Raw genomic sequence first — 15,801 nt, 5'->3', positions numbered from 1 at the left:
CTGCGTTTACTGCAGTCACATAATAGTAGTAGGTTTGATCACTTTGCACAGTGTTATCGGCATATGATGTAGTCTTGTTTGAGATTGACTTGATTAGTACTTCGCCACCTGGAGAGGTGCCGCGATACACGTTGTATTGGTATTATTGCAGAGCCATTAGTAGAAGATGGAGGCTGCCATGTAAGCAGAACATTGTCACCTGTCATTTCAGCTGCAAGGTTCTGCGGAGCAGCTGGCGCGATTCCCGGAGTGGCATGTGCCTCGTTTGAGCCATGCGATTCTCCAACTGCATTTACTGCAGTGATATAATAGTAATATGTCACTCCGTTTTCAAGCCAAGAATCAGAATAGGACTGGTTGGTTGGAGATATTGTATCAATCATCATTTCTCCTCCAAGTGCTGCACCCCTGTAGACATGATATTTTGTTATCTGAGATCCCCCAGTAAAAGATGGAGGCTGCCATGTAAGCGATATGTGCTTGTTTGATGCAACTGCAGTAAGATTTAGCGGGATTGATGATCCTGTTGGTTTGGGTGACAGAAAAGATACCAGTTTGTGTGGATACAGGGCTTCCAAGTCCAGATGCAAAGTCATACCCTTGTGTTGCCGGGTTGATAGCAGTTCCCCCCTGAGTGATATCTCGGTAATTGGCAGAGTATAGTGTGCCAGTAGCTGCAGTGTAAAGACTAGAGCTTGCCGTGAATTTGTATGATGAAAGTCCAGCGCCCTGGCTGTTTGCAATTGCTGCAACTGCTGCCCACTGCGGTACACCTGCGCTGGTGCCTCCAACTAGAAACCAGCCTGTCTGGTTGTTGTATACAGTAGAATCATAAACTGAAAAGCCCGTGCTTGGGTTTGCGTCATAGGATACGTCTGGCACGCTTCGTTTGCCCCCGCTGTCAATACCATATACTGTCTGATATTGCGGCTCTTGTTCATAGTAGCTTTGTCCGCCAGAGCTTCCACTCCATGCAGTCTCACTTTTTACCACACCTCCTGCAGATATGCCAAGTGTTGTTCCTCCAACAGATAGCACGTATGGAGATGCAGAGGGGTACAGGTGTCCATTTCCCAAAGGTGCAAAAAAGACAATGCCTGACTTGGCAAAATAGGAATCATATACAGTTTCGTTTTGAAATTCTGGAACGGCCCAGCCCATTGAGACCTGCTCTGCACCGGTCTTGGTTTCAGTGTAATTTATCGCGTAAAGTAGATTTTGGAATTTATCTGATTGTGATTCAACAAGTATTATTTTTGCGCCAGGCGCTGTTGCATGTGCCCACTCGACATCAAGTGACTCCTCTAGTGCCCACGTCGAGTTTGCACTTGGAGTTCCGTCAGGGGTTATTTTTTCAAAGCACCCGTTTGCACTGGTACAGTCAGGCAGACCCCAATGGCTGTCAAATGTTGCAAGGTCGTTCTCGATTGTAGGATCGTCATAGGCATCAACTATTGCAATTACCTGTCCATGTCCACAGAGGTTTACGTAATCCCATCCCACGCTGCTTGCCATGGAACAGCTTAGATTTGAAAAGCCATAGGCGTTCCAGACCTGAGTCGTGTTAAGTCCTTCTGGAGATGAGGTGGCGTTGCCGCCTAGTTGAAAATATGGACGTGCGTCCCATTTTGGGCCAGAGCCTGTTGCATATACGGGATACATTGTCATGACAGATATCATCGATACTAGAACCAGTACAGAGATGGCAAGATTTCTGTTCAATTTTGAATTTTGCCAAGTTTTTTACATAAAAGGACAACTCAGCTTTAACTGCCAATTATGTTTAAAACTATTATCAGAGCCTGCGCTAAAATACAGGCCTTACGAGTCTTGCCCGCTAAAAAAATAGACAACTACTAGTTCTTGCCTGTTTCCATGGAACTTGTGTTCAATGTTTTTTGCCACAAAATACGACATTCCTTCTGATATGGTGTAATCCTTTCCTCCAATGTTTCAGAAAATCCGTCCCCCTTTACGATATAGTACACTTCATCGACTTTCATGCGGAGCCTGCGTGTCTTCCTGACCTGGTGCCAGCCTGAGGTACGCCTGCTGCAATATTCTCACGGTTTAGAAATGTGTGAAAATATGACTTTCCTTTTGAGATGTCTTTTACGTATTTTTTTGTATCAAACTCTATCTTCAATGGTTTTGATGTCCACCTGAGATCTTAATGACTCTAGCGCATGCCAGACTCTTGCTTTTTTATCTTTTCTTCAAATTTTGCAATAATGTGCGCAATCTTGGAATTTTTTCCATCATCTTTTCGAAGCAAGTAGTACAGCTCTTCTGTTGCTGCATGATAGTCCACCCCAATTGTTTGTGCCAAGTACAGCGACATGTAGCTTAGCAGTAACTTTCGCAGTATGACATCATGTGTTGCATGCTTTAGGTCGGATGTAAGCTCATCGAGCACATTTGCAAAGTAAGCTTCAAGGTAGCTGTCCTTTGACTCTCGCTCTCGGGCTGCAAATACGCCTCCCATGTTTCTCTCTGTCATGTGTATCTGCTCTACAGTCTCGATGAGCTCTGAATTCAATTCTGGGTCTCCTGTCAGATACCTGAGACATCAAGTCTGCAGCATCTTGCTCTGACCTGCCAGACTTTTGCGTTATTGAAAATATGACATGGCATGCAACGCATCCTTGGTGCAGCTCGATTTCATGTTTTTTTATCTGGTCAAGTGTTTCCCGAATTACAGCCTCTGCTTCCCTTAGGTTCATGAGAAATCAATGTAGTTTGAGATAATAAGTTCCAAAGATTAAATATCCAAAAAATTACTCAAAAGTGTTTGACAGGACAAAAGATAGACGGTGTCGCAGTTGCAAATTCTGTCAAGGATCTAGTCAGGGCATCAGTTGCAGAGCTCAAAAACGACGGAGTGGAACCGTGTCTTGCAACAGTTCTGATTGGCGATGACCCCGCATCCTCGTCATATGTTCACAAGCAAGCAAAAAGACTGTGCAGACGTTGGCATTGCCACAAAAGACCACAGGCTGCCACAAGAGTTCACCCAGATGGAGCTTGACAGCCTAATCAATCTGCTAAACAATGACAAAACAGTTCACGGAATCCTGGTCCAGTTGCCATTACCAAAATTATTGACGAGTTTTCTACCATATCTAGAATATCACCAATAAAGGATGTTGACGGCCTTACGCCATACAATGCAGGACTTTTGGCCTCTGGTCGTGCAATCTTGAAGCCATGCACGCCGCTTGGGATAATGGAGCTATTTGATTACTATAACATCGAGTTGTCTGGAAAAAACGTTGTAATCATAAACAGAAGCAACTTGGTTGGCAAGCCGCTATACCATCTGATGCTTGAAAGAGATGCCACCGTTACCACATGCCATTCAAAGACCAAAAACCTGGCAGAGCAATGCCTTGGTGCAGATATTGTGATTACTGCAGTAGGCAACAGGGCGCACTTTACCCTGACTGATTCCATGATAAGGGAAGGCGCAGTCGTAATTGATGTTGGGACAAGCAGGGTAAACGGCAAGCTTGCAGGAGACGCAGACTATGATGGAATAATCAAAAAGGCATCATATGCGACGCCTGTTCCTGGAGGTGTAGGTCCCATGACTAGAGCGATGCTTTTAAGAAACACGGTTACTGCAGCTTCAATTAGTAAGGGATTTGTCACAAACCGTTGAAAAGGCGCAGCTTCGCAAACAGCTCTTAGACCAGCGAGATGGCACCTCGCTTGATTTTATAAAATATCAAGCGGTAAGATTCGCGACAACCTGCGAAAGATAGAGTATTACAGAAATGCCGCAAGCATTGGGGTGTACTATTCCATAGGAAGTGAGGTTCACACGCAGGATATCATGCAGGAGATACTAAATGCTGGAAAGGAGACTGTCTCTTCCAAAGGTTGAAAAAAACGACTTGGTCTTCAAAAAGATATCTAGTTTTTCAGACCTTGAGATGGGAAATTTTTCTGTGATGGAGCCAAAGGACAGGTGCGAACCGTCAAAAAGATCGATGTTATCTTGGTTCCTGCAATTGCGCTGACAGCGGACGGATATAGGTTGGGATATGGATTTGGGTACTATGACAGGTATCTTAACGGCAAGCGCTCAAAGAATATTGCCTTGTCATATTCAAAACAGGTGGTAAAGGCAATGCCGCACGACGGACATGATATCAGAATGGACTGTATCGTTACAGAAGACAAGATAATTTATCCCAAGTCATAGTACAATAGAATTAAATTTTAATTGGTTTTTCTTTGCATGTTTAGATCCTGTTTTTCCGACATTTTGAATAAATAGGAAAAAATAGGAAAATTCGCCCCTTTGTTTTTTCAATCCTAGCCGTGCAAAGCGGAGAGCTCCTTTTGTGAGGAAAAATATGTAGTTGTCGTAAAAGTTCATGTTTACAAAAATTGATTCATAGTTTCCATATGACTAGAGTTTTGGTGGCCAATTTAACGATGGTAATTTTTCATTTGTGATATTTGGATACATGGCGTAAAGACAAGTACCTGTTAGTAGTTGTTTGTTTTCATCACATACTACGTCACCTGATGAGGTAGAGAAACTATACTCAGCATACGTCAAAGATGAATTCAATGCTTCGGTATGAATGTGAAGACCTAGAAATCCAAAATATTGGTTAATTTTTGCCGGCCTTACAACATGTAGTTTCATAATGACTCCACTTGAATGTATGAGGGAAATATACTCTAAACCATTTTCCTTGTAGATGTATCTTTGAGATTGTTGCCTGATGAAGAATCCTTCCACAATTGTGTTAGTATTGTCCTCATCTGCAGAGATTGTTTCCAAATTTACACATAAATCTTCAGCCCCCGATTGAGCGGTTTTAATCATATCCTGATAATTTTTAATTTTAACATAGAATGCAGGACCTGGGACCGGCGCACTAAGTGGCCATGATTGTATGCCTATGCCTGTAATGGTGCCATCAGCATCTTGTCTTGATGTAATTCCCTTTCCTGAAAAATGTAAGAAGCCAGATGGATGATGTGATATCTTTAGAGCAAGATCATCGTCATCTAACTCCACATTATCTATTGTATCGCTAAGAGAGAGAAATTGTTCATGTTTTCGATAGTCTACTGCAGCTTTAAACAAACATGCCTTCTTTTCATTGTGATAGGGCGCTGTAACAGAGTACGAACCATCATTGGTAAAAATGATTTTCATTAATTTGTATTTTGTTTCTCCTTTCTGCAATATCACGGTCGTTTTGTTTGATTTCATAGCATCCCTACATGTCTGAATCCACAGAGGGTCCGAGTCCTTTTTTCCCAATATCTGTTCTACAGTATTTGCTAGGCCAGTTAATCTTCTCAATTCTGACATAAGCATTAGAGATTGCATCCTGCAATGTATCTCCAGTTGCAGTGACCCCTAGCACACGTCCGCCATTTGTCAAGACCTTGCCATCAACACGCTTTGTTCCGGCATGAAACACATACGAGTTACTATCTTGCACATCAAGACCCAAAATTTCCTCATTTTTTGGGTAAGACTCTGGATATCCCTTTGAAGCAAGTACGACACATACTGCACTCTGACGCTTCCATGATATCTTGGGAAGACTGGACAGTGTTCCGTCAATGCTTGCCTGGATGTAATCAACCAAGTCAGAATCCATCCTCATCAGTATTGGCTGGCACTCTGGGTCTCCCATCCTTGCATTAAACTCTAAAACAAAAGGCTTGCCGTCTTTTACCATTATTCCAGCATACAAAAATCCGCAAAATGTCGTCCCTTCTTTTTTCATACATGATATGGTTTTTTCAATTACATTTTTCTGGATATCTTGTGCCAAGGTATCATCAATGACACCAGTTGGAGAATATGCACCCATACCACCGGTGTTAGGTCCCCTGTCGCCATCATAGACTCGCTTGTGGTCCTGACTTGTTGCCATTGGATACGCAACCGTACCATCAGAGATTGCAATGTATGATGCCTCTACACCGTCAATTCTCTCTTCTAAAATAATTCTAGCACCTGATCGCACCAAAGCTCTTCTCAACTAGAATCTTGTCAATTGCAGAGATTGCCTCTTGTTTATCATTGCATACAATCACGCCCTTTCCAGCTGCCAAAGCCATCTGCCTTTACTACAAGAGAATAGTCAACTGATTTTACGTATTCTTTTGCCTTTGCCGCGTCATCGAATATCTCAAAGCGCGCAGTAGGGATGCCGTTTCTTTTCATGAAATTTTTTGCCCAGACCTTGCTTGATTCAAGCCTTGCAGCATCCTGTGTTGGACCAAATATTGCAAGGCCTTTTTTTGCAAACACATCCACAATTCCTGCAGCTAAAGGCACCTCAGGTCCCACTATTGTAAGACATTTCTTCTCAGATGCAAATTGTGCCAATTTTTCAATCTCGTGGACCTCGATATCCACATTATTTGAGGTTCCACCGTTTCCTGGCGCGTGATATATGGTTCCAACCTTTGGGCTCTGCGAGAGTTTCCATCCAAGTGCATGCTCGCGTCCACCAGAGCCTACAACTAAAATGTCAACCAATGATTTTTCTTTATTTGACTCGTATAAAAGCTAACAACTGATTTTGGCAAAAATTTCACACTGTCGAAATATTGATTAACGATTGAAAAGATCATCACACCATGAGCACAATAGACTCTCAAAAATCAGTCTATCTTTTCACCCACGGTAGACGCGACCTAGAACAAAAGGCAATTGATGCTCTAGTGTCAAAGGGATTTGCAAAAGACAAAATCACATCTGCAAAACCTGATGCAGTGGGTACCGTAGGCGATTACATGGCAATGCTGTGGATGCCTCCAAATCCTGACCACATCAAGATTCAAAAGATAACAAAGGTGGAACCGGTAAAGCCAGAAGGCATGATTGGCCTGTGGAAGGGCGTTGCAAAAGAAGACTTGTTCACAGTAAGTCTCTGACAAGAGCAGAAACAAAACTCTCAAACTCTGAATCAGAAAATTTTACAGTCTCTATTTTTTTCTGTTCCTGCGCAATTCTTACAGCTTTTAGATGATAACATTCCCCACCCGTACTCAATGCATTATAGTAAAAATCAGCACACGAGCAAAATCCCAACTCAGGGTCAAGCCAGTGCTCATTTTCCTTTCCAACTACAGTCCAGATCTTTCGCCCGCTTGGCTCAAAGTGGTGCAGTTTTACTCCCCTCTCAGAGACTATCGAATCAGCGTCGCCTCGTCTTGTCACAAGAATTTAATTCAAAACTAATCATATTATCTTTGATGGTTCTAACAAGGCTGGTCCAGTCACAGCCTGCCCTTATTTTGGAAGACAAGAAGAGATATCTTGTTGTGACCGACCTGCACATTGGATTTGAAAGCAAGATCATAGCAAATGACATCCATATTGGTCCAAAGGAAATCATTGCAGAAACCATACAGAGTTTAGAGAAAATAATAGAGTCAGAAAAACCAGATTCGCTAGTACTGCTAGGCGATGTAAAATCAAGTGTTGAATCAATATCAAAGATAGAATGGGATATAGTGCCACTCTTCTTTGAGATTGGAAAAAAGATTGAAACCATTTGTCGTTCCAGGAAATCACGACGGCAACATACAGAAACTTGTTCCAGATTGGGTAACAGTATCGAGCCCGTCAGGAATTGTGATAGGGGATACACTGCTGACACATGGCCATGTGATGCCATCTGAGAACTTGTCCCACATTTCCAAGATCGTCATGGGTCATGTTCATCCAGTATATTTTCATGAAGGATCAGTCTTGGACGGCCAGCGAGTGTGGGTTTCAATGAAAGTGGAAAAAAGCCAGATATTTCCCTCCACAGCAGGCGAGATAGAAATTATCATTGTGCCATCATTTAACAGGTATTTTTATGCGACATTCAAAAAGTCTTACAAAAAATCAATCTCGCCTCTGATAAATGCAATCAAGGCACCAAAATCTGCAAAGATAGTAACACTTGACGGCTCCATAATTGGAAATGAGTCAATAATATCAAGTGTTCTCTAGAACATTATCAAAACAGATTTCTTCAAACTAGATAAAATCAGCGCAAGTTTCCCCATTGGTCAAACTCTTGCTGCACCGTGCTGTTTGCGTGTCCATATTGTACATTGAGGTTGTTGTTGACAGTTGTGATATCGCTTCTAGATGTGCTTGCGTTTTGTATGAACGCCTCTCTTGCCTGCTCTGCGCTACCCCCATTTTGCTTGACTTGGTTCATCGCTGCAAGGCCCTCATTTGTTTTCTGTTCAGTATAGTTGAACTGGCCCCAGAAGATGGCCTGGACTGTCTGGTTTAGCTGGGACACAAATGTGGAATATGCATTTTGCGGTGTAAATGGACTAAATTGCGCAAGCCAGTCTGCAGTGGCATTTTCATCTGAAGTCACATTTTGGGCTATCAGAGTTGCATTTGGAATCACTGGAACAACATTTGGAATTATTGGGACAATAGTTGGAGCCTGTGTAACCAGATTAGAGCTACTGATGCTAGGCGAATTTACTATCGGGCCGCTTGACTCGTATGAAAATATTCCAAGAAACACAGGGTCAGTGTATGATTCAAGGTTGTTTTTGCCCGGCTTTGCTGCAACCCCCATGCCTTCAGCATATGCAGTATGAATAAGCAATGCTATTGATACCAATAGTGCCAAGAATAGCAACCCCTTCATTTTGTTTCGTTTTTGTTTGAAATTATAATAAATAATATCAATTGTTTTTACCAATTAAGATTCAAGATTTAGAGCTAAAGTAAAAGACGTAAATATTGAAAATAGCCACAAATTTTAGAAAAAACTAGACTAGAATGGAGTAAACGCGATTAATTTTTAGAATTTTATTTTACAATTGCAGGCGATTTTTCAAACACTTGCTTGAACGCACGAGGTTTTCCGTCCTTGAAGACATCTTTTGCACAGTACTGCATGGAAAATGCAGCCATTTGCTCAAGAATCGGCGTCAACGCCTTGCCCTTGTCAGTCATGGAATACTCTATTTTCACAGGAGTGCCAGGATAGATCTTTCTCTCAATGAGTCCATTTTTTCCCATCTCGCGAAGCCTTGCAGACAGGGTCTTGGGGTTTATTCCTTCAATAGAATCCAAAAACTCGTTGAATCTGCTTTGGTTCAGCCGTGTCATGTTTCGTAAAATGTGTACCGTAAACTTTTTGCCAATTATTGCAAAAGTATTGTCAATGGGCACGCCTTCATGTTACCTGCAAGTATGCTGCACTCTTCTTCTTTCAACTTACCACAACCTCAGTTAATTTACCGATAGTTACTTCCTGATTTAAATACTTACTTTTTTATATCTAGTATAGAAAATTTAGGTAAAAAGCCATGACAAAGACACTTGTTGTAAAATACGTTCCACGCGGAGAGCGCTCCAACACAAAAAAGATCCTAACAGAATTCAAGTCCAAAATAAAAAACTCTACAATTGAAGAGATAGATCTTGCAAAAAACACACCTGACATGTTCTTGGATGATAACCTCATGGCATACATCCAGCGAGATTACCTAAAGCAGAACCTGTCAGCAGAGCAAAAAAATCTCTTGTCCAAGATGGACAAAATGACAGAGCAGGTAAAATCATCAGATATTGTAGTTCTTGCATATCCAATGTTCAACTTTTCCATGCCAGCTGTGGTCAAGGCGTGGTTTGATTCTATAATGCTAAAAGGCCACACATGGAATGCACAAGATGGAAAATATGCAGGATTGATGAAAGGGAAAAAAGCGCTGACAATTGTTTCTAGCGGTGGCTCTTACAGCACAGGACCCATGAAAGCATGGGAGCATGCAGTGTCCCTTTCAAACTCGGAATTTCAATTCATGGGTTTCAGCGAGGTGAGGGGAATACTTGCAGAAGGAATGAACGGCGCAGAGAATACCAAGTCAAGCAATTTGGCAAAGGCGTTAGAAGAGATACAGGCAATTGCGCACGAATGGTACCAATAGGTCGCTTTACACTGCTTCACCTGATATCCAATTCCTTACTTTAGTGTTTAAATACTTTCAATACTATATTAGATATACAAATGGTAGTTAATAGCAAATCCGGACAGAAATGTATAGTTCAAAAAAGCACAAGAGACGAGTGCGTCCAAGGGAGGCAATCCCATGGGCCACTGATTACTGACACAGTACGCGGTGAGATCTTGTGCTCAAGTTGTGGTGCCGTTCTAGTAGACAAGGTGGAAGACACGACACCTGAGCAAAAATCATTCACACTTGAAGATTACAACAATAACACCAGAACTGGGATGGCATCAACGCTTTCCATCCATGACAAGGGACTGTCAACAATAATTGGGAATGCAAATAGAGGATGCTGCAGGAAATTCCATCTCAGGCTACATGAAGTACACGTTTAGCAGATTGAGGACATGGGATAGCAGAAGCAAGGTAAACTCTACTGAGCGAAACTTGCGTGCAGCATTTGCTGTCATGTCATCGATACAGTCAAAGCTTGAAATCTCTGATGCAGTAGTAGAGACGGGCAGCGTATCTGTATAGAAAGGCACTTGCAAAAAACATCATCAGGGGAAGGACCATCAAAGGAATGATTCTTTCTGCATTGTGCATTGCCTGCAGGGAATCAAATGTTCCAAGGACCTTGAGCGATATTGCACATGAGGGAAACATAACAGTCAAAGAGTTGTCAAGAAATTACAGAATCTTTGTCAAGTCACTAGACTTGCAAGTAGATGCCTTTGATCCATCAGAATTCATATCAAAGATAGGAACAGCTGTTGGTTCAAGTGAAAAGGCAAAAAGGGATGCGCTTGACATACTTTACAGGGCAAAAGAAAAGGGAATAACAGACGGTAAAAGTCCTGTATCCCTTGCAGCAACTGCCATATTCATGTCAGGCATACTAAACGAAGAAGAGTTCACCCAGAACAATATTGCAAAGGCATCAGGGGTTAGCAGCGTGACAATTAGAAACGTTGCAAGAATCTTAAGAAAAAGCCTCGGCATTGAAAGCTAGGACTATTCCAAGTTTAGCAGAAAACCTACTGGATTGGCTCGTACGACTCTAGTGGTTTTTTCGTGGTCTCATTGTGCCTTAGCCACTCTAGTGCCTTTGCAAAAGAGTCTGCAAGTTCGTGTAGTTATCAGCACAGGGATGCCAAGCTCTACTGCCTTTCTTCTTATCTGATACTCGTCGTATAACATGCCGACATATTTTTCAAGTGTCGATGTGCTTGGTACGTTTATGATAAAGTCAATCTTGTGTTGGTACAGCATGTCTGCAATGTTTGGCTTTCTTTGAGGCTCGCTTATCTTGTATACAATTTCCACGTCACCTATCCTCTTGTCTGACAAAAATTCTGCAGTGTGCTCTGTTGCTAAAATCTTGTAGCCGAGGCTTTTGAGCAACAGTGCAGTCTGCAATAGCTTCTCCTTGTTCTCAGAGCCTCCAGCTGTTATCAAGACAGACCCTTCCTTTGGCAGAGAATATCCAACAGAGATCAGCCCCTTTGCAAGTGCATCATAGAAACTTTCACCAAAACATGCAGCCTCTCCTGTTGACTGCATCTCCACTCCAAGTACCACGTCAGCACCCTCTAGCTGCATAAATGAAAACTGCGGTACCTTGATTCCATAGTTGTGTATTTTTCTCCACCGGTCATGCGGAACTGCCGGAAGAGATTTTCCAAGTACTGCTTGAGCCGCAAGGCGGATAAGATTCATCCTTACAAATTTTGACACAAACGGCATGGATCGCGATGCCCTGATGTTAAGCTCAATTACAAACACTTGATCTGAGTTTATCAAAAACTGCAGGTTAAACGGACCCTTTATTGTAAATGCGCTTGCAATTTTTTTGGTATAATCAAGTATTGTATCAATGACCTTGTTTGACAAGCTCCATGGAGGAATGCACATCATTGAATCCCCAGAGTGTACGCCTGCCCCTTCAATGTGTTCAAGTACTGCACCAATGACTACATTTTTTCCATCAGATACGCCGTCAACTTCGGCCTCCAAGGAATTTAGCATGAATTTGGTAATCACGACAGGATAGTCTGGCGAGACGTTTGTTGCCTCGTCAAGATATCTTTTGAGCTGCTCTTCGGACCAGACAACCTTCATTGCAGCGCCGCTTAGCACGTAAGACGGCCTTACAAGAACCGGATAGCCCACCTTTAGTGCAAACTTTTTGGCATCAGACAGGCTTGAGAATGCCTGCCATGGAGGCTGCCTTATGTGAAGATCGTCGAGCAGTTTGCTAAAGTGAGACCTGTTCTCAGCCCTGTCAATGTCCTCGTACGACGTGCCAATTATCTTGATTCCATGCTTTGCAAGCTTCGGGTGTCAGATTGTTTGCAGTCTGGCCGCCAACTGCAGTCACAATTCCTGTCAATTTTTCAAATTCTGCAATATCTAAAACTCTCTCAAGTGTCAACTCTTCAAAGTAGAGCCTGTCACAAATATCATAGTCAGTTGATACGGTTTCCGGATTGCAGTTTATCACAGAGACCTCCTTTACGCCATTTTCCTTGAGTCCCCACACCATGTTTACAGTTCCCCAGTCAAACTCTACACTGCTACCGATGCGGTAGGGTCCTGCACCTAGCACTGCAATCTTTTCATTTGTAGAGCTTACCTCAAAGTCATTTGTCTTTCCGCCATATGTCAGATACAGATAGTTTGTCTGCGCCGGCCATTCGGCTGCAAGTGTGTCTATTCGTTTTACTACTGGAACAATTCCAAACTCTTTTCGCATCTTTCGAATATCCATGTCGTCTTTTCCTGTCAGTCTTCCAATCTGCTTGTCTGAGAATCCAATCTCTTTTGCATGACGTAGTTTATCAGAATCAAGTTTTGTTTCTTTGAGACTTTTTTCAGTCTCTACAATGTTTTGAATTTTTTCAATAAACCACGGGTCTATTGCAGAAAGCTTGTATATTTTTGCAACAGAAATTCCCTGTCGCAGTGCAGCTGCCACGTGGTACAGTATACGGTCGTCTGACTTTTGCAGCTTGTCTTCCAGATCTTCGATATCGTAAACCTTGTCAGGTGTGCGATTTGCAACCAAGCCGTCGTTTCCAATCTCAAGCATCCTGATTGCCTTTTGAAATGATTCCTCAAAGCATCGCCCCACTGCCATCACTTCTCCCACGGATTTCATTGTAGGCCCAAGGCTTCGGTTTGCCATCTCAAACTTGCCAAAATCCCATCGAGGGTGCTTGCATACAATATAGTCAAGTGATGGCTCAAAGCATGCAGTGGTAGTCTTTGTGATACGGTTTACAAGCTCAGACAGTGTGTAACCCATCCCAATCTTTGCTGCCATGTATGCAATCGGGTATCCTGTTGCCTTGCTTGCAAGAGCAGACGAGCGAGAAAGCCGAGGGTTCATCTCTATTGCAACATACTTGTCAGAATCTGCATCAAGTGCAAACTGGACGTTGCACTCACCAACTATTCCAACATGCTTTGCAGCACGCAGTGCCGCAGACCTTAGCATCTGGTATTCATGATTGTCAAGTGTCTGCGATGGTGCAACAACGACATTGTCACCAGTGTGAACCCTCATTGAAAGAACATTTTCCATATTACAAATTATGACATTGTTGCCATCATAGTCTGCCATGACCTCATACTCTATCTGCTTCCAGTGTCCGACATACTCCTCGATGAGTACCTGCCCCACAAGACTTGCGTTAAGACCTCTTGTCACTATTTCATGCAATTCAATTTCATTGTGAGCCACTCCTCCTCCCTTTCCACCCAGCGTGTATGCGACGCGTATGATTACAGGATAGCCAAGCTCATTTGCAATCTCTTTTGCCTGCTCAAAGTTGTAAACAGTTTTACTTTTCAGTACTGGAACACCACACTCTATCATGGCATCCTTGAAGAGCTGCCTGTCTTCTGTTGCCCTGATTCCTGACACCTGAGTTCCAAGTACCCTGACGCCGTATTTTTTGAGAACACCCATCTCTTCGAGTTTTACTCCACAGTTCAGGGCAGTCTGTCCACCAAACCCAAGCATCAGACCATCTGGCCTTTCAGATTCGATGATGGACTCTACGTACTGAGGGTTTACTGGAATTGAATACACCTTGTCTGCAAATCTTGTGTCAGTCTGAATTGTTGCAATGTTTGGATTTACAAGAATGCTTTGTATCCCTTCTTCCTTTATGGCCTTGAGACACTGGCTACCGGAGTAGTCGAATTGGCGGTCATTTTGTGACTTTCGCCTGCTTCTCCGATTTTAATTGCCCCACTGCCAAGAACCAATATTTTCTTTAGCGACTCATCTTTTGGCATTGTCCTCCCCTATCAGTCGCTTGAGCTCTTCAAAAACAAACATACAATCAAAAGGACCAGGTGACGCTTCTGGATGAAACTGTACTGCAATTATCTTTTTTTCTTTGTGTCGTATTCCCTCTACTGTTTTGTCATCAGTATTTGTAAACCACAATTTGAAATCAGTCTTCTTTAGAGAATCTGGATCTAGACAGAATCCATGGTTCTGGCTTGTCACGTAAACTTGGTTGGTATCGAGGTCAATGCACGACTTGTTCTGTCCCCCGGTGACCATACTTTAGCTTGTATGTGCTTGCGCCACCTGCAAGACCCAGAATCTGCGCGCCAAGGCATATCCCAAGTGTTGGAATGTTTTTTTCAATCAATGATTTTGCAGTGTCTATGGTCTTGTCGCATTTTATCGGATCCCCAGGACCGCTTGCTATGACCACACCCTTTGGTTCATATGACATGATCTTTTCCAGTGAATAGTTCCACGGAACACAGACCACCTTGTATCCTAAGTTTTCGCACATTGCGCAGTATCGCATTTTTGACACCAGTGTCTACGACTACAATTGATTCTTGTCCAGTACCATATGTCTTGGGCTCTTTTGTGGACACTATCAGACATGAATTCGTCATCGTTGTATTTTTTGGCAGACTGCAAGCTGTGCCTTGAGTGCTTCTCATCAATCTCTTTTTCAGACACTGCAAGTATTCCCATCATGACACCTTCTGTCCTAAGTTTTGTCGTAAGTGCCCTTGTATCAATTCCTGCAATTCCAGGAATCTTTTCATTGTACAGCCATTCATCTAGCGTCATGTCAAGATTCCAGTGGCTTGCGGTAAGTGACAATTCATGCACCACAAGTGCCCGAATCTGTATCCTGTCAGATTCAGTATATTTTTGGATTCCATCCTCATCTTTTTCTAAAACATCTGGAATGCCATAGTTTCCCACCAATGGATAGGTAAGTGTCAAAATCTGCCCACTGTATGACGGGTCAGTTAGCGCCTCAGTATAACCTGACATGCCGTATTGAATACTGCCTCGCCTGAGACAGTTGTAGAATAACCAAAACCCATTCCGTCAAAAACAGTGCCATCTTCCAAAACAAGCTTACCAAACTTGTTTACATGTTTGGCTTTTTTTGTTGGAATTTCTGTGACCCTCAGCAACTGCAGAATAATACGAATTTAAGTTTTATGCCGATCTAAATTTGTTTTTTTTGTTTTCAGGTTTCAAAGACAGATTCTTGCCAGTACCCTATAGAATTTTGGATACTGTATTCTTTAGATCATTGGCTGCCTGTTTTCCTCTAGTATTTGTATTGAGGTTAACATGATCCACAAGATCCTGAATTATTATCTCCATGGTACTATCAAGAGCCGCTCTGACCGCTGTGATCTGCTGTACAATCTCAGGATATCCCTTTTCATCATCAATCATTTTCCTTATGCCTTTAACATGTCCCTCTATCCTTGCCAATCTTTTCTTTACTTCAGGCAATTTATGATGAGTCACTGATCTATTTTGTACCTATTGAGATA

25 protein-coding genes and 2 pseudogenes are annotated in these 15,801 nt (G+C 42.5%); 11 read left to right on the top strand and 16 right to left on the bottom strand.

Annotated features, from left to right (window positions below):
• Positions 1-53 precede the first annotated feature (53 nt).
• From DYY67_RS00975 to DYY67_RS00955, 6 genes are all read right to left on the bottom strand, one after another.
• Complete coding sequence (locus DYY67_RS00975) at positions 54-476, bottom strand: fibronectin type III domain-containing protein (RefSeq protein WP_320415905.1); 423 nt, start codon at positions 474-476, stop codon at positions 54-56.
• Positions 376-1,722 carry a S53 family peptidase gene (locus DYY67_RS11390; protein WP_320415890.1) on the bottom strand — a complete coding sequence of 449 codons (1,347 nt, stop codon included), beginning with the start codon at positions 1,720-1,722 and terminating at the stop codon, positions 376-378. The genes DYY67_RS00975 and DYY67_RS11390 overlap by 101 nt, the downstream gene beginning before the upstream one ends.
• A 134-nt stretch (positions 1,723-1,856) precedes the next feature.
• Positions 1,857-2,003, bottom strand: a complete 147-nt coding sequence (locus DYY67_RS00970) for a hypothetical protein (protein WP_255492585.1) — start codon at positions 2,001-2,003, stop codon at positions 1,857-1,859.
• The gene (locus DYY67_RS00965) at positions 2,000-2,146 is read right to left on the bottom strand and encodes a hypothetical protein (RefSeq protein ID WP_166389954.1); all 147 of its coding nucleotides are present in this window, start codon (positions 2,144-2,146) and stop codon (positions 2,000-2,002) included. The genes DYY67_RS00970 and DYY67_RS00965 overlap by 4 nt, the downstream gene beginning before the upstream one ends.
• 33 nt (positions 2,147-2,179) lie before the next feature.
• Entirely contained in the window at positions 2,180-2,500 is a 321-nt protein-coding gene (locus DYY67_RS00960) for a hypothetical protein (RefSeq protein ID WP_166389952.1), read from the bottom strand.
• Positions 2,433-2,723 carry a hypothetical protein gene (locus tag DYY67_RS00955; RefSeq protein ID WP_166389950.1) on the bottom strand — a complete coding sequence of 97 codons (291 nt, stop codon included), beginning with the start codon at positions 2,721-2,723 and terminating at the stop codon, positions 2,433-2,435. Before DYY67_RS00955 ends, DYY67_RS00960 begins: the two co-directional genes overlap by 68 nt.
• Before the next feature lie 68 nt (positions 2,724-2,791).
• Here DYY67_RS00955 and DYY67_RS10340 point away from each other — a divergent pair, with 68 nt between their 5' ends.
• The 4 genes from DYY67_RS10340 to DYY67_RS11385 all read left to right on the top strand — a co-directional run bounded on the left by DYY67_RS10340 (position 2,792) and on the right by DYY67_RS11385 (position 4,207).
• A complete protein-coding gene (locus DYY67_RS10340) occupies positions 2,792-3,028 on the top strand; it encodes a tetrahydrofolate dehydrogenase/cyclohydrolase catalytic domain-containing protein (RefSeq protein ID WP_255492584.1) in 237 nt (78 codons plus the stop codon).
• The gene (locus tag DYY67_RS10335; RefSeq protein ID WP_255492583.1) at positions 2,937-3,140 is read left to right on the top strand and encodes a tetrahydrofolate dehydrogenase/cyclohydrolase catalytic domain-containing protein; all 204 of its coding nucleotides are present in this window, start codon (positions 2,937-2,939) and stop codon (positions 3,138-3,140) included. The genes DYY67_RS10340 and DYY67_RS10335 overlap by 92 nt, the downstream gene beginning before the upstream one ends.
• Positions 3,089-3,661 carry a bifunctional 5,10-methylenetetrahydrofolate dehydrogenase/5,10-methenyltetrahydrofolate cyclohydrolase gene (locus tag DYY67_RS10330; RefSeq protein WP_320415904.1) on the top strand — a complete coding sequence of 191 codons (573 nt, stop codon included), beginning with the start codon at positions 3,089-3,091 and terminating at the stop codon, positions 3,659-3,661. Before DYY67_RS10335 ends, DYY67_RS10330 begins: the two co-directional genes overlap by 52 nt.
• 309 nt (positions 3,662-3,970) lie before the next feature.
• Positions 3,971-4,207 carry a 5-formyltetrahydrofolate cyclo-ligase gene (locus DYY67_RS11385; RefSeq protein WP_320415889.1) on the top strand — a complete coding sequence of 79 codons (237 nt, stop codon included), beginning with the start codon at positions 3,971-3,973 and terminating at the stop codon, positions 4,205-4,207.
• 210 nt (positions 4,208-4,417) lie between these two features.
• Here DYY67_RS11385 and DYY67_RS00940 read toward each other — a convergent pair whose 3' ends face one another.
• Positions 4,418-5,236 carry a hypothetical protein gene (locus DYY67_RS00940; protein WP_166389948.1) on the bottom strand — a complete coding sequence of 273 codons (819 nt, stop codon included), beginning with the start codon at positions 5,234-5,236 and terminating at the stop codon, positions 4,418-4,420.
• Positions 5,237-5,243: 7 nt separating this feature from the next.
• Positions 5,244-6,523, bottom strand: a pseudogene (gene purD / locus DYY67_RS00935) (phosphoribosylamine--glycine ligase).
• Between the two features lie 101 nt (positions 6,524-6,624).
• Here purD and DYY67_RS00930 point away from each other — a divergent pair.
• Positions 6,625-6,921 carry a hypothetical protein gene (locus tag DYY67_RS00930; protein ID WP_166389946.1) on the top strand — a complete coding sequence of 99 codons (297 nt, stop codon included), beginning with the start codon at positions 6,625-6,627 and terminating at the stop codon, positions 6,919-6,921.
• On the opposite strand, the gene DYY67_RS00925 is transcribed toward DYY67_RS00930, so the two are convergent.
• Positions 6,905-7,207 (bottom strand): hypothetical protein, encoded by a 303-nt coding sequence (locus DYY67_RS00925; RefSeq protein ID WP_166389944.1) that lies wholly within the window; start codon positions 7,205-7,207, stop codon positions 6,905-6,907. The genes DYY67_RS00930 and DYY67_RS00925 overlap by 17 nt on opposite strands.
• 35 nt (positions 7,208-7,242) lie before the next feature.
• Here DYY67_RS00925 and DYY67_RS11380 point away from each other — a divergent pair, with 35 nt between their 5' ends.
• Both DYY67_RS11380 and DYY67_RS11375 read left to right on the top strand, forming a co-directional pair.
• A complete protein-coding gene (locus DYY67_RS11380; RefSeq protein WP_320415888.1) occupies positions 7,243-7,671 on the top strand; it encodes a hypothetical protein in 429 nt (142 codons plus the stop codon).
• Entirely contained in the window at positions 7,661-7,990 is a 330-nt protein-coding gene (locus DYY67_RS11375; RefSeq protein WP_320415887.1) for a hypothetical protein, read from the top strand. The genes DYY67_RS11380 and DYY67_RS11375 overlap by 11 nt, the downstream gene beginning before the upstream one ends.
• A gap of 37 nt (positions 7,991-8,027) precedes the next feature.
• Here DYY67_RS11375 and DYY67_RS00915 read toward each other — a convergent pair whose 3' ends face one another.
• Together DYY67_RS00915 and DYY67_RS00910 are read right to left on the bottom strand one after the other, a co-directional pair.
• Positions 8,028-8,654, bottom strand: a complete 627-nt coding sequence (locus tag DYY67_RS00915; protein WP_166389942.1) for a hypothetical protein — start codon at positions 8,652-8,654, stop codon at positions 8,028-8,030.
• Positions 8,655-8,818: 164 nt separating this feature from the next.
• The gene (locus DYY67_RS00910; protein ID WP_320415886.1) at positions 8,819-9,184 is read right to left on the bottom strand and encodes a winged helix-turn-helix transcriptional regulator; all 366 of its coding nucleotides are present in this window, start codon (positions 9,182-9,184) and stop codon (positions 8,819-8,821) included.
• 137 nt (positions 9,185-9,321) lie between these two features.
• Here DYY67_RS00910 and DYY67_RS00905 point away from each other — a divergent pair, with 137 nt between their 5' ends.
• The 4 genes from DYY67_RS00905 (at position 9,322) to DYY67_RS00890 (ending at position 10,975) form a co-directional block, all read left to right on the top strand.
• Positions 9,322-9,942: an FMN-dependent NADH-azoreductase gene (locus tag DYY67_RS00905; RefSeq protein ID WP_166389940.1), complete on the top strand. Its 621-nt coding sequence runs from the start codon at positions 9,322-9,324 to the stop codon at positions 9,940-9,942.
• A gap of 80 nt (positions 9,943-10,022) precedes the next feature.
• The gene (locus DYY67_RS00900) at positions 10,023-10,358 is read left to right on the top strand and encodes a hypothetical protein (protein WP_166389938.1); all 336 of its coding nucleotides are present in this window, start codon (positions 10,023-10,025) and stop codon (positions 10,356-10,358) included.
• Positions 10,342-10,500 carry a hypothetical protein gene (locus tag DYY67_RS00895; protein WP_166389936.1) on the top strand — a complete coding sequence of 53 codons (159 nt, stop codon included), beginning with the start codon at positions 10,342-10,344 and terminating at the stop codon, positions 10,498-10,500. Before DYY67_RS00900 ends, DYY67_RS00895 begins: the two co-directional genes overlap by 17 nt.
• The gene (locus DYY67_RS00890; RefSeq protein ID WP_255492639.1) at positions 10,493-10,975 is read left to right on the top strand and encodes a transcription initiation factor IIB; all 483 of its coding nucleotides are present in this window, start codon (positions 10,493-10,495) and stop codon (positions 10,973-10,975) included. The genes DYY67_RS00895 and DYY67_RS00890 overlap by 8 nt, the downstream gene beginning before the upstream one ends.
• A 68-nt stretch (positions 10,976-11,043) precedes the next feature.
• On the opposite strand, the gene DYY67_RS10325 is transcribed toward DYY67_RS00890, so the two are convergent.
• The 5 genes and pseudogenes from DYY67_RS10325 to DYY67_RS00870 all read right to left on the bottom strand — a co-directional run bounded on the left by DYY67_RS10325 (position 11,044) and on the right by DYY67_RS00870 (position 15,775).
• Complete coding sequence (locus DYY67_RS10325) at positions 11,044-12,198, bottom strand: ATP-binding protein (RefSeq protein WP_320415903.1); 1,155 nt, start codon at positions 12,196-12,198, stop codon at positions 11,044-11,046.
• Positions 12,199-12,247: 49 nt separating this feature from the next.
• On the bottom strand, positions 12,248-14,116 hold the full coding sequence (carB, locus tag DYY67_RS10320) for a carbamoyl-phosphate synthase large subunit (RefSeq protein ID WP_320415902.1): 1,869 nt from the start codon (positions 14,114-14,116) through the stop codon (positions 12,248-12,250).
• A gap of 20 nt (positions 14,117-14,136) precedes the next feature.
• Positions 14,137-14,268: a hypothetical protein gene (locus tag DYY67_RS10315; RefSeq protein WP_255492582.1), complete on the bottom strand. Its 132-nt coding sequence runs from the start codon at positions 14,266-14,268 to the stop codon at positions 14,137-14,139.
• Positions 14,255-15,336: pseudogene (carA, locus tag DYY67_RS00880) on the bottom strand (glutamine-hydrolyzing carbamoyl-phosphate synthase small subunit). Before carA ends, DYY67_RS10315 begins: the two are co-directional and overlap by 14 nt.
• Positions 15,337-15,517: 181 nt before the next feature.
• A complete protein-coding gene (locus tag DYY67_RS00870) occupies positions 15,518-15,775 on the bottom strand; it encodes a metal-sensing transcriptional repressor (protein WP_218584673.1) in 258 nt (85 codons plus the stop codon).
• Positions 15,776-15,801 lie beyond the last annotated feature (26 nt).

Origin of the sequence: Candidatus Nitrosotalea sp. TS (genome assembly GCF_011319465.1) — an archaeon.
Classification (GTDB): domain Archaea; phylum Thermoproteota; class Nitrososphaeria; order Nitrososphaerales; family Nitrosopumilaceae; genus Nitrosotalea.
Note: the sequence above shows the minus strand (reverse complement) of the source record. Positions and strands in the feature narration are given on the sequence as shown.

Coding starts and splice junctions, on each gene's coding strand:
- DYY67_RS00955 (WP_166389950.1), bottom strand. CDS start 2,723: ATGAACCTAAGGGAAGCAGAGGCTGTAATTCGGGAAACACTTGACCAG.
- DYY67_RS10315 (WP_255492582.1), bottom strand. CDS start 14,268: ATGCCAAAAGATGAGTCGCTAAAGAAAATATTGGTTCTTGGCAGTGGG.
- DYY67_RS00915 (WP_166389942.1), bottom strand. CDS start 8,654: ATGAAGGGGTTGCTATTCTTGGCACTATTGGTATCAATAGCATTGCTT.
- DYY67_RS00940 (WP_166389948.1), bottom strand. CDS start 5,236: ATGAAATCAAACAAAACGACCGTGATATTGCAGAAAGGAGAAACAAAA.
- DYY67_RS11375 (WP_320415887.1), top strand. CDS start 7,661: ATGCCATCTGAGAACTTGTCCCACATTTCCAAGATCGTCATGGGTCAT.
- DYY67_RS11380 (WP_320415888.1), top strand. CDS start 7,243: ATGGTTCTAACAAGGCTGGTCCAGTCACAGCCTGCCCTTATTTTGGAA.
- DYY67_RS00930 (WP_166389946.1), top strand. CDS start 6,625: ATGAGCACAATAGACTCTCAAAAATCAGTCTATCTTTTCACCCACGGT.
- DYY67_RS00970 (WP_255492585.1), bottom strand. CDS start 2,003: ATGAAAGTCGATGAAGTGTACTATATCGTAAAGGGGGACGGATTTTCT.
- DYY67_RS00960 (WP_166389952.1), bottom strand. CDS start 2,500: ATGACAGAGAGAAACATGGGAGGCGTATTTGCAGCCCGAGAGCGAGAG.
- DYY67_RS00905 (WP_166389940.1), top strand. CDS start 9,322: ATGACAAAGACACTTGTTGTAAAATACGTTCCACGCGGAGAGCGCTCC.
- DYY67_RS00900 (WP_166389938.1), top strand. CDS start 10,023: ATGGTAGTTAATAGCAAATCCGGACAGAAATGTATAGTTCAAAAAAGC.
- DYY67_RS10335 (WP_255492583.1), top strand. CDS start 2,937: ATGTTCACAAGCAAGCAAAAAGACTGTGCAGACGTTGGCATTGCCACA.
- DYY67_RS00895 (WP_166389936.1), top strand. CDS start 10,342: ATGAAGTACACGTTTAGCAGATTGAGGACATGGGATAGCAGAAGCAAG.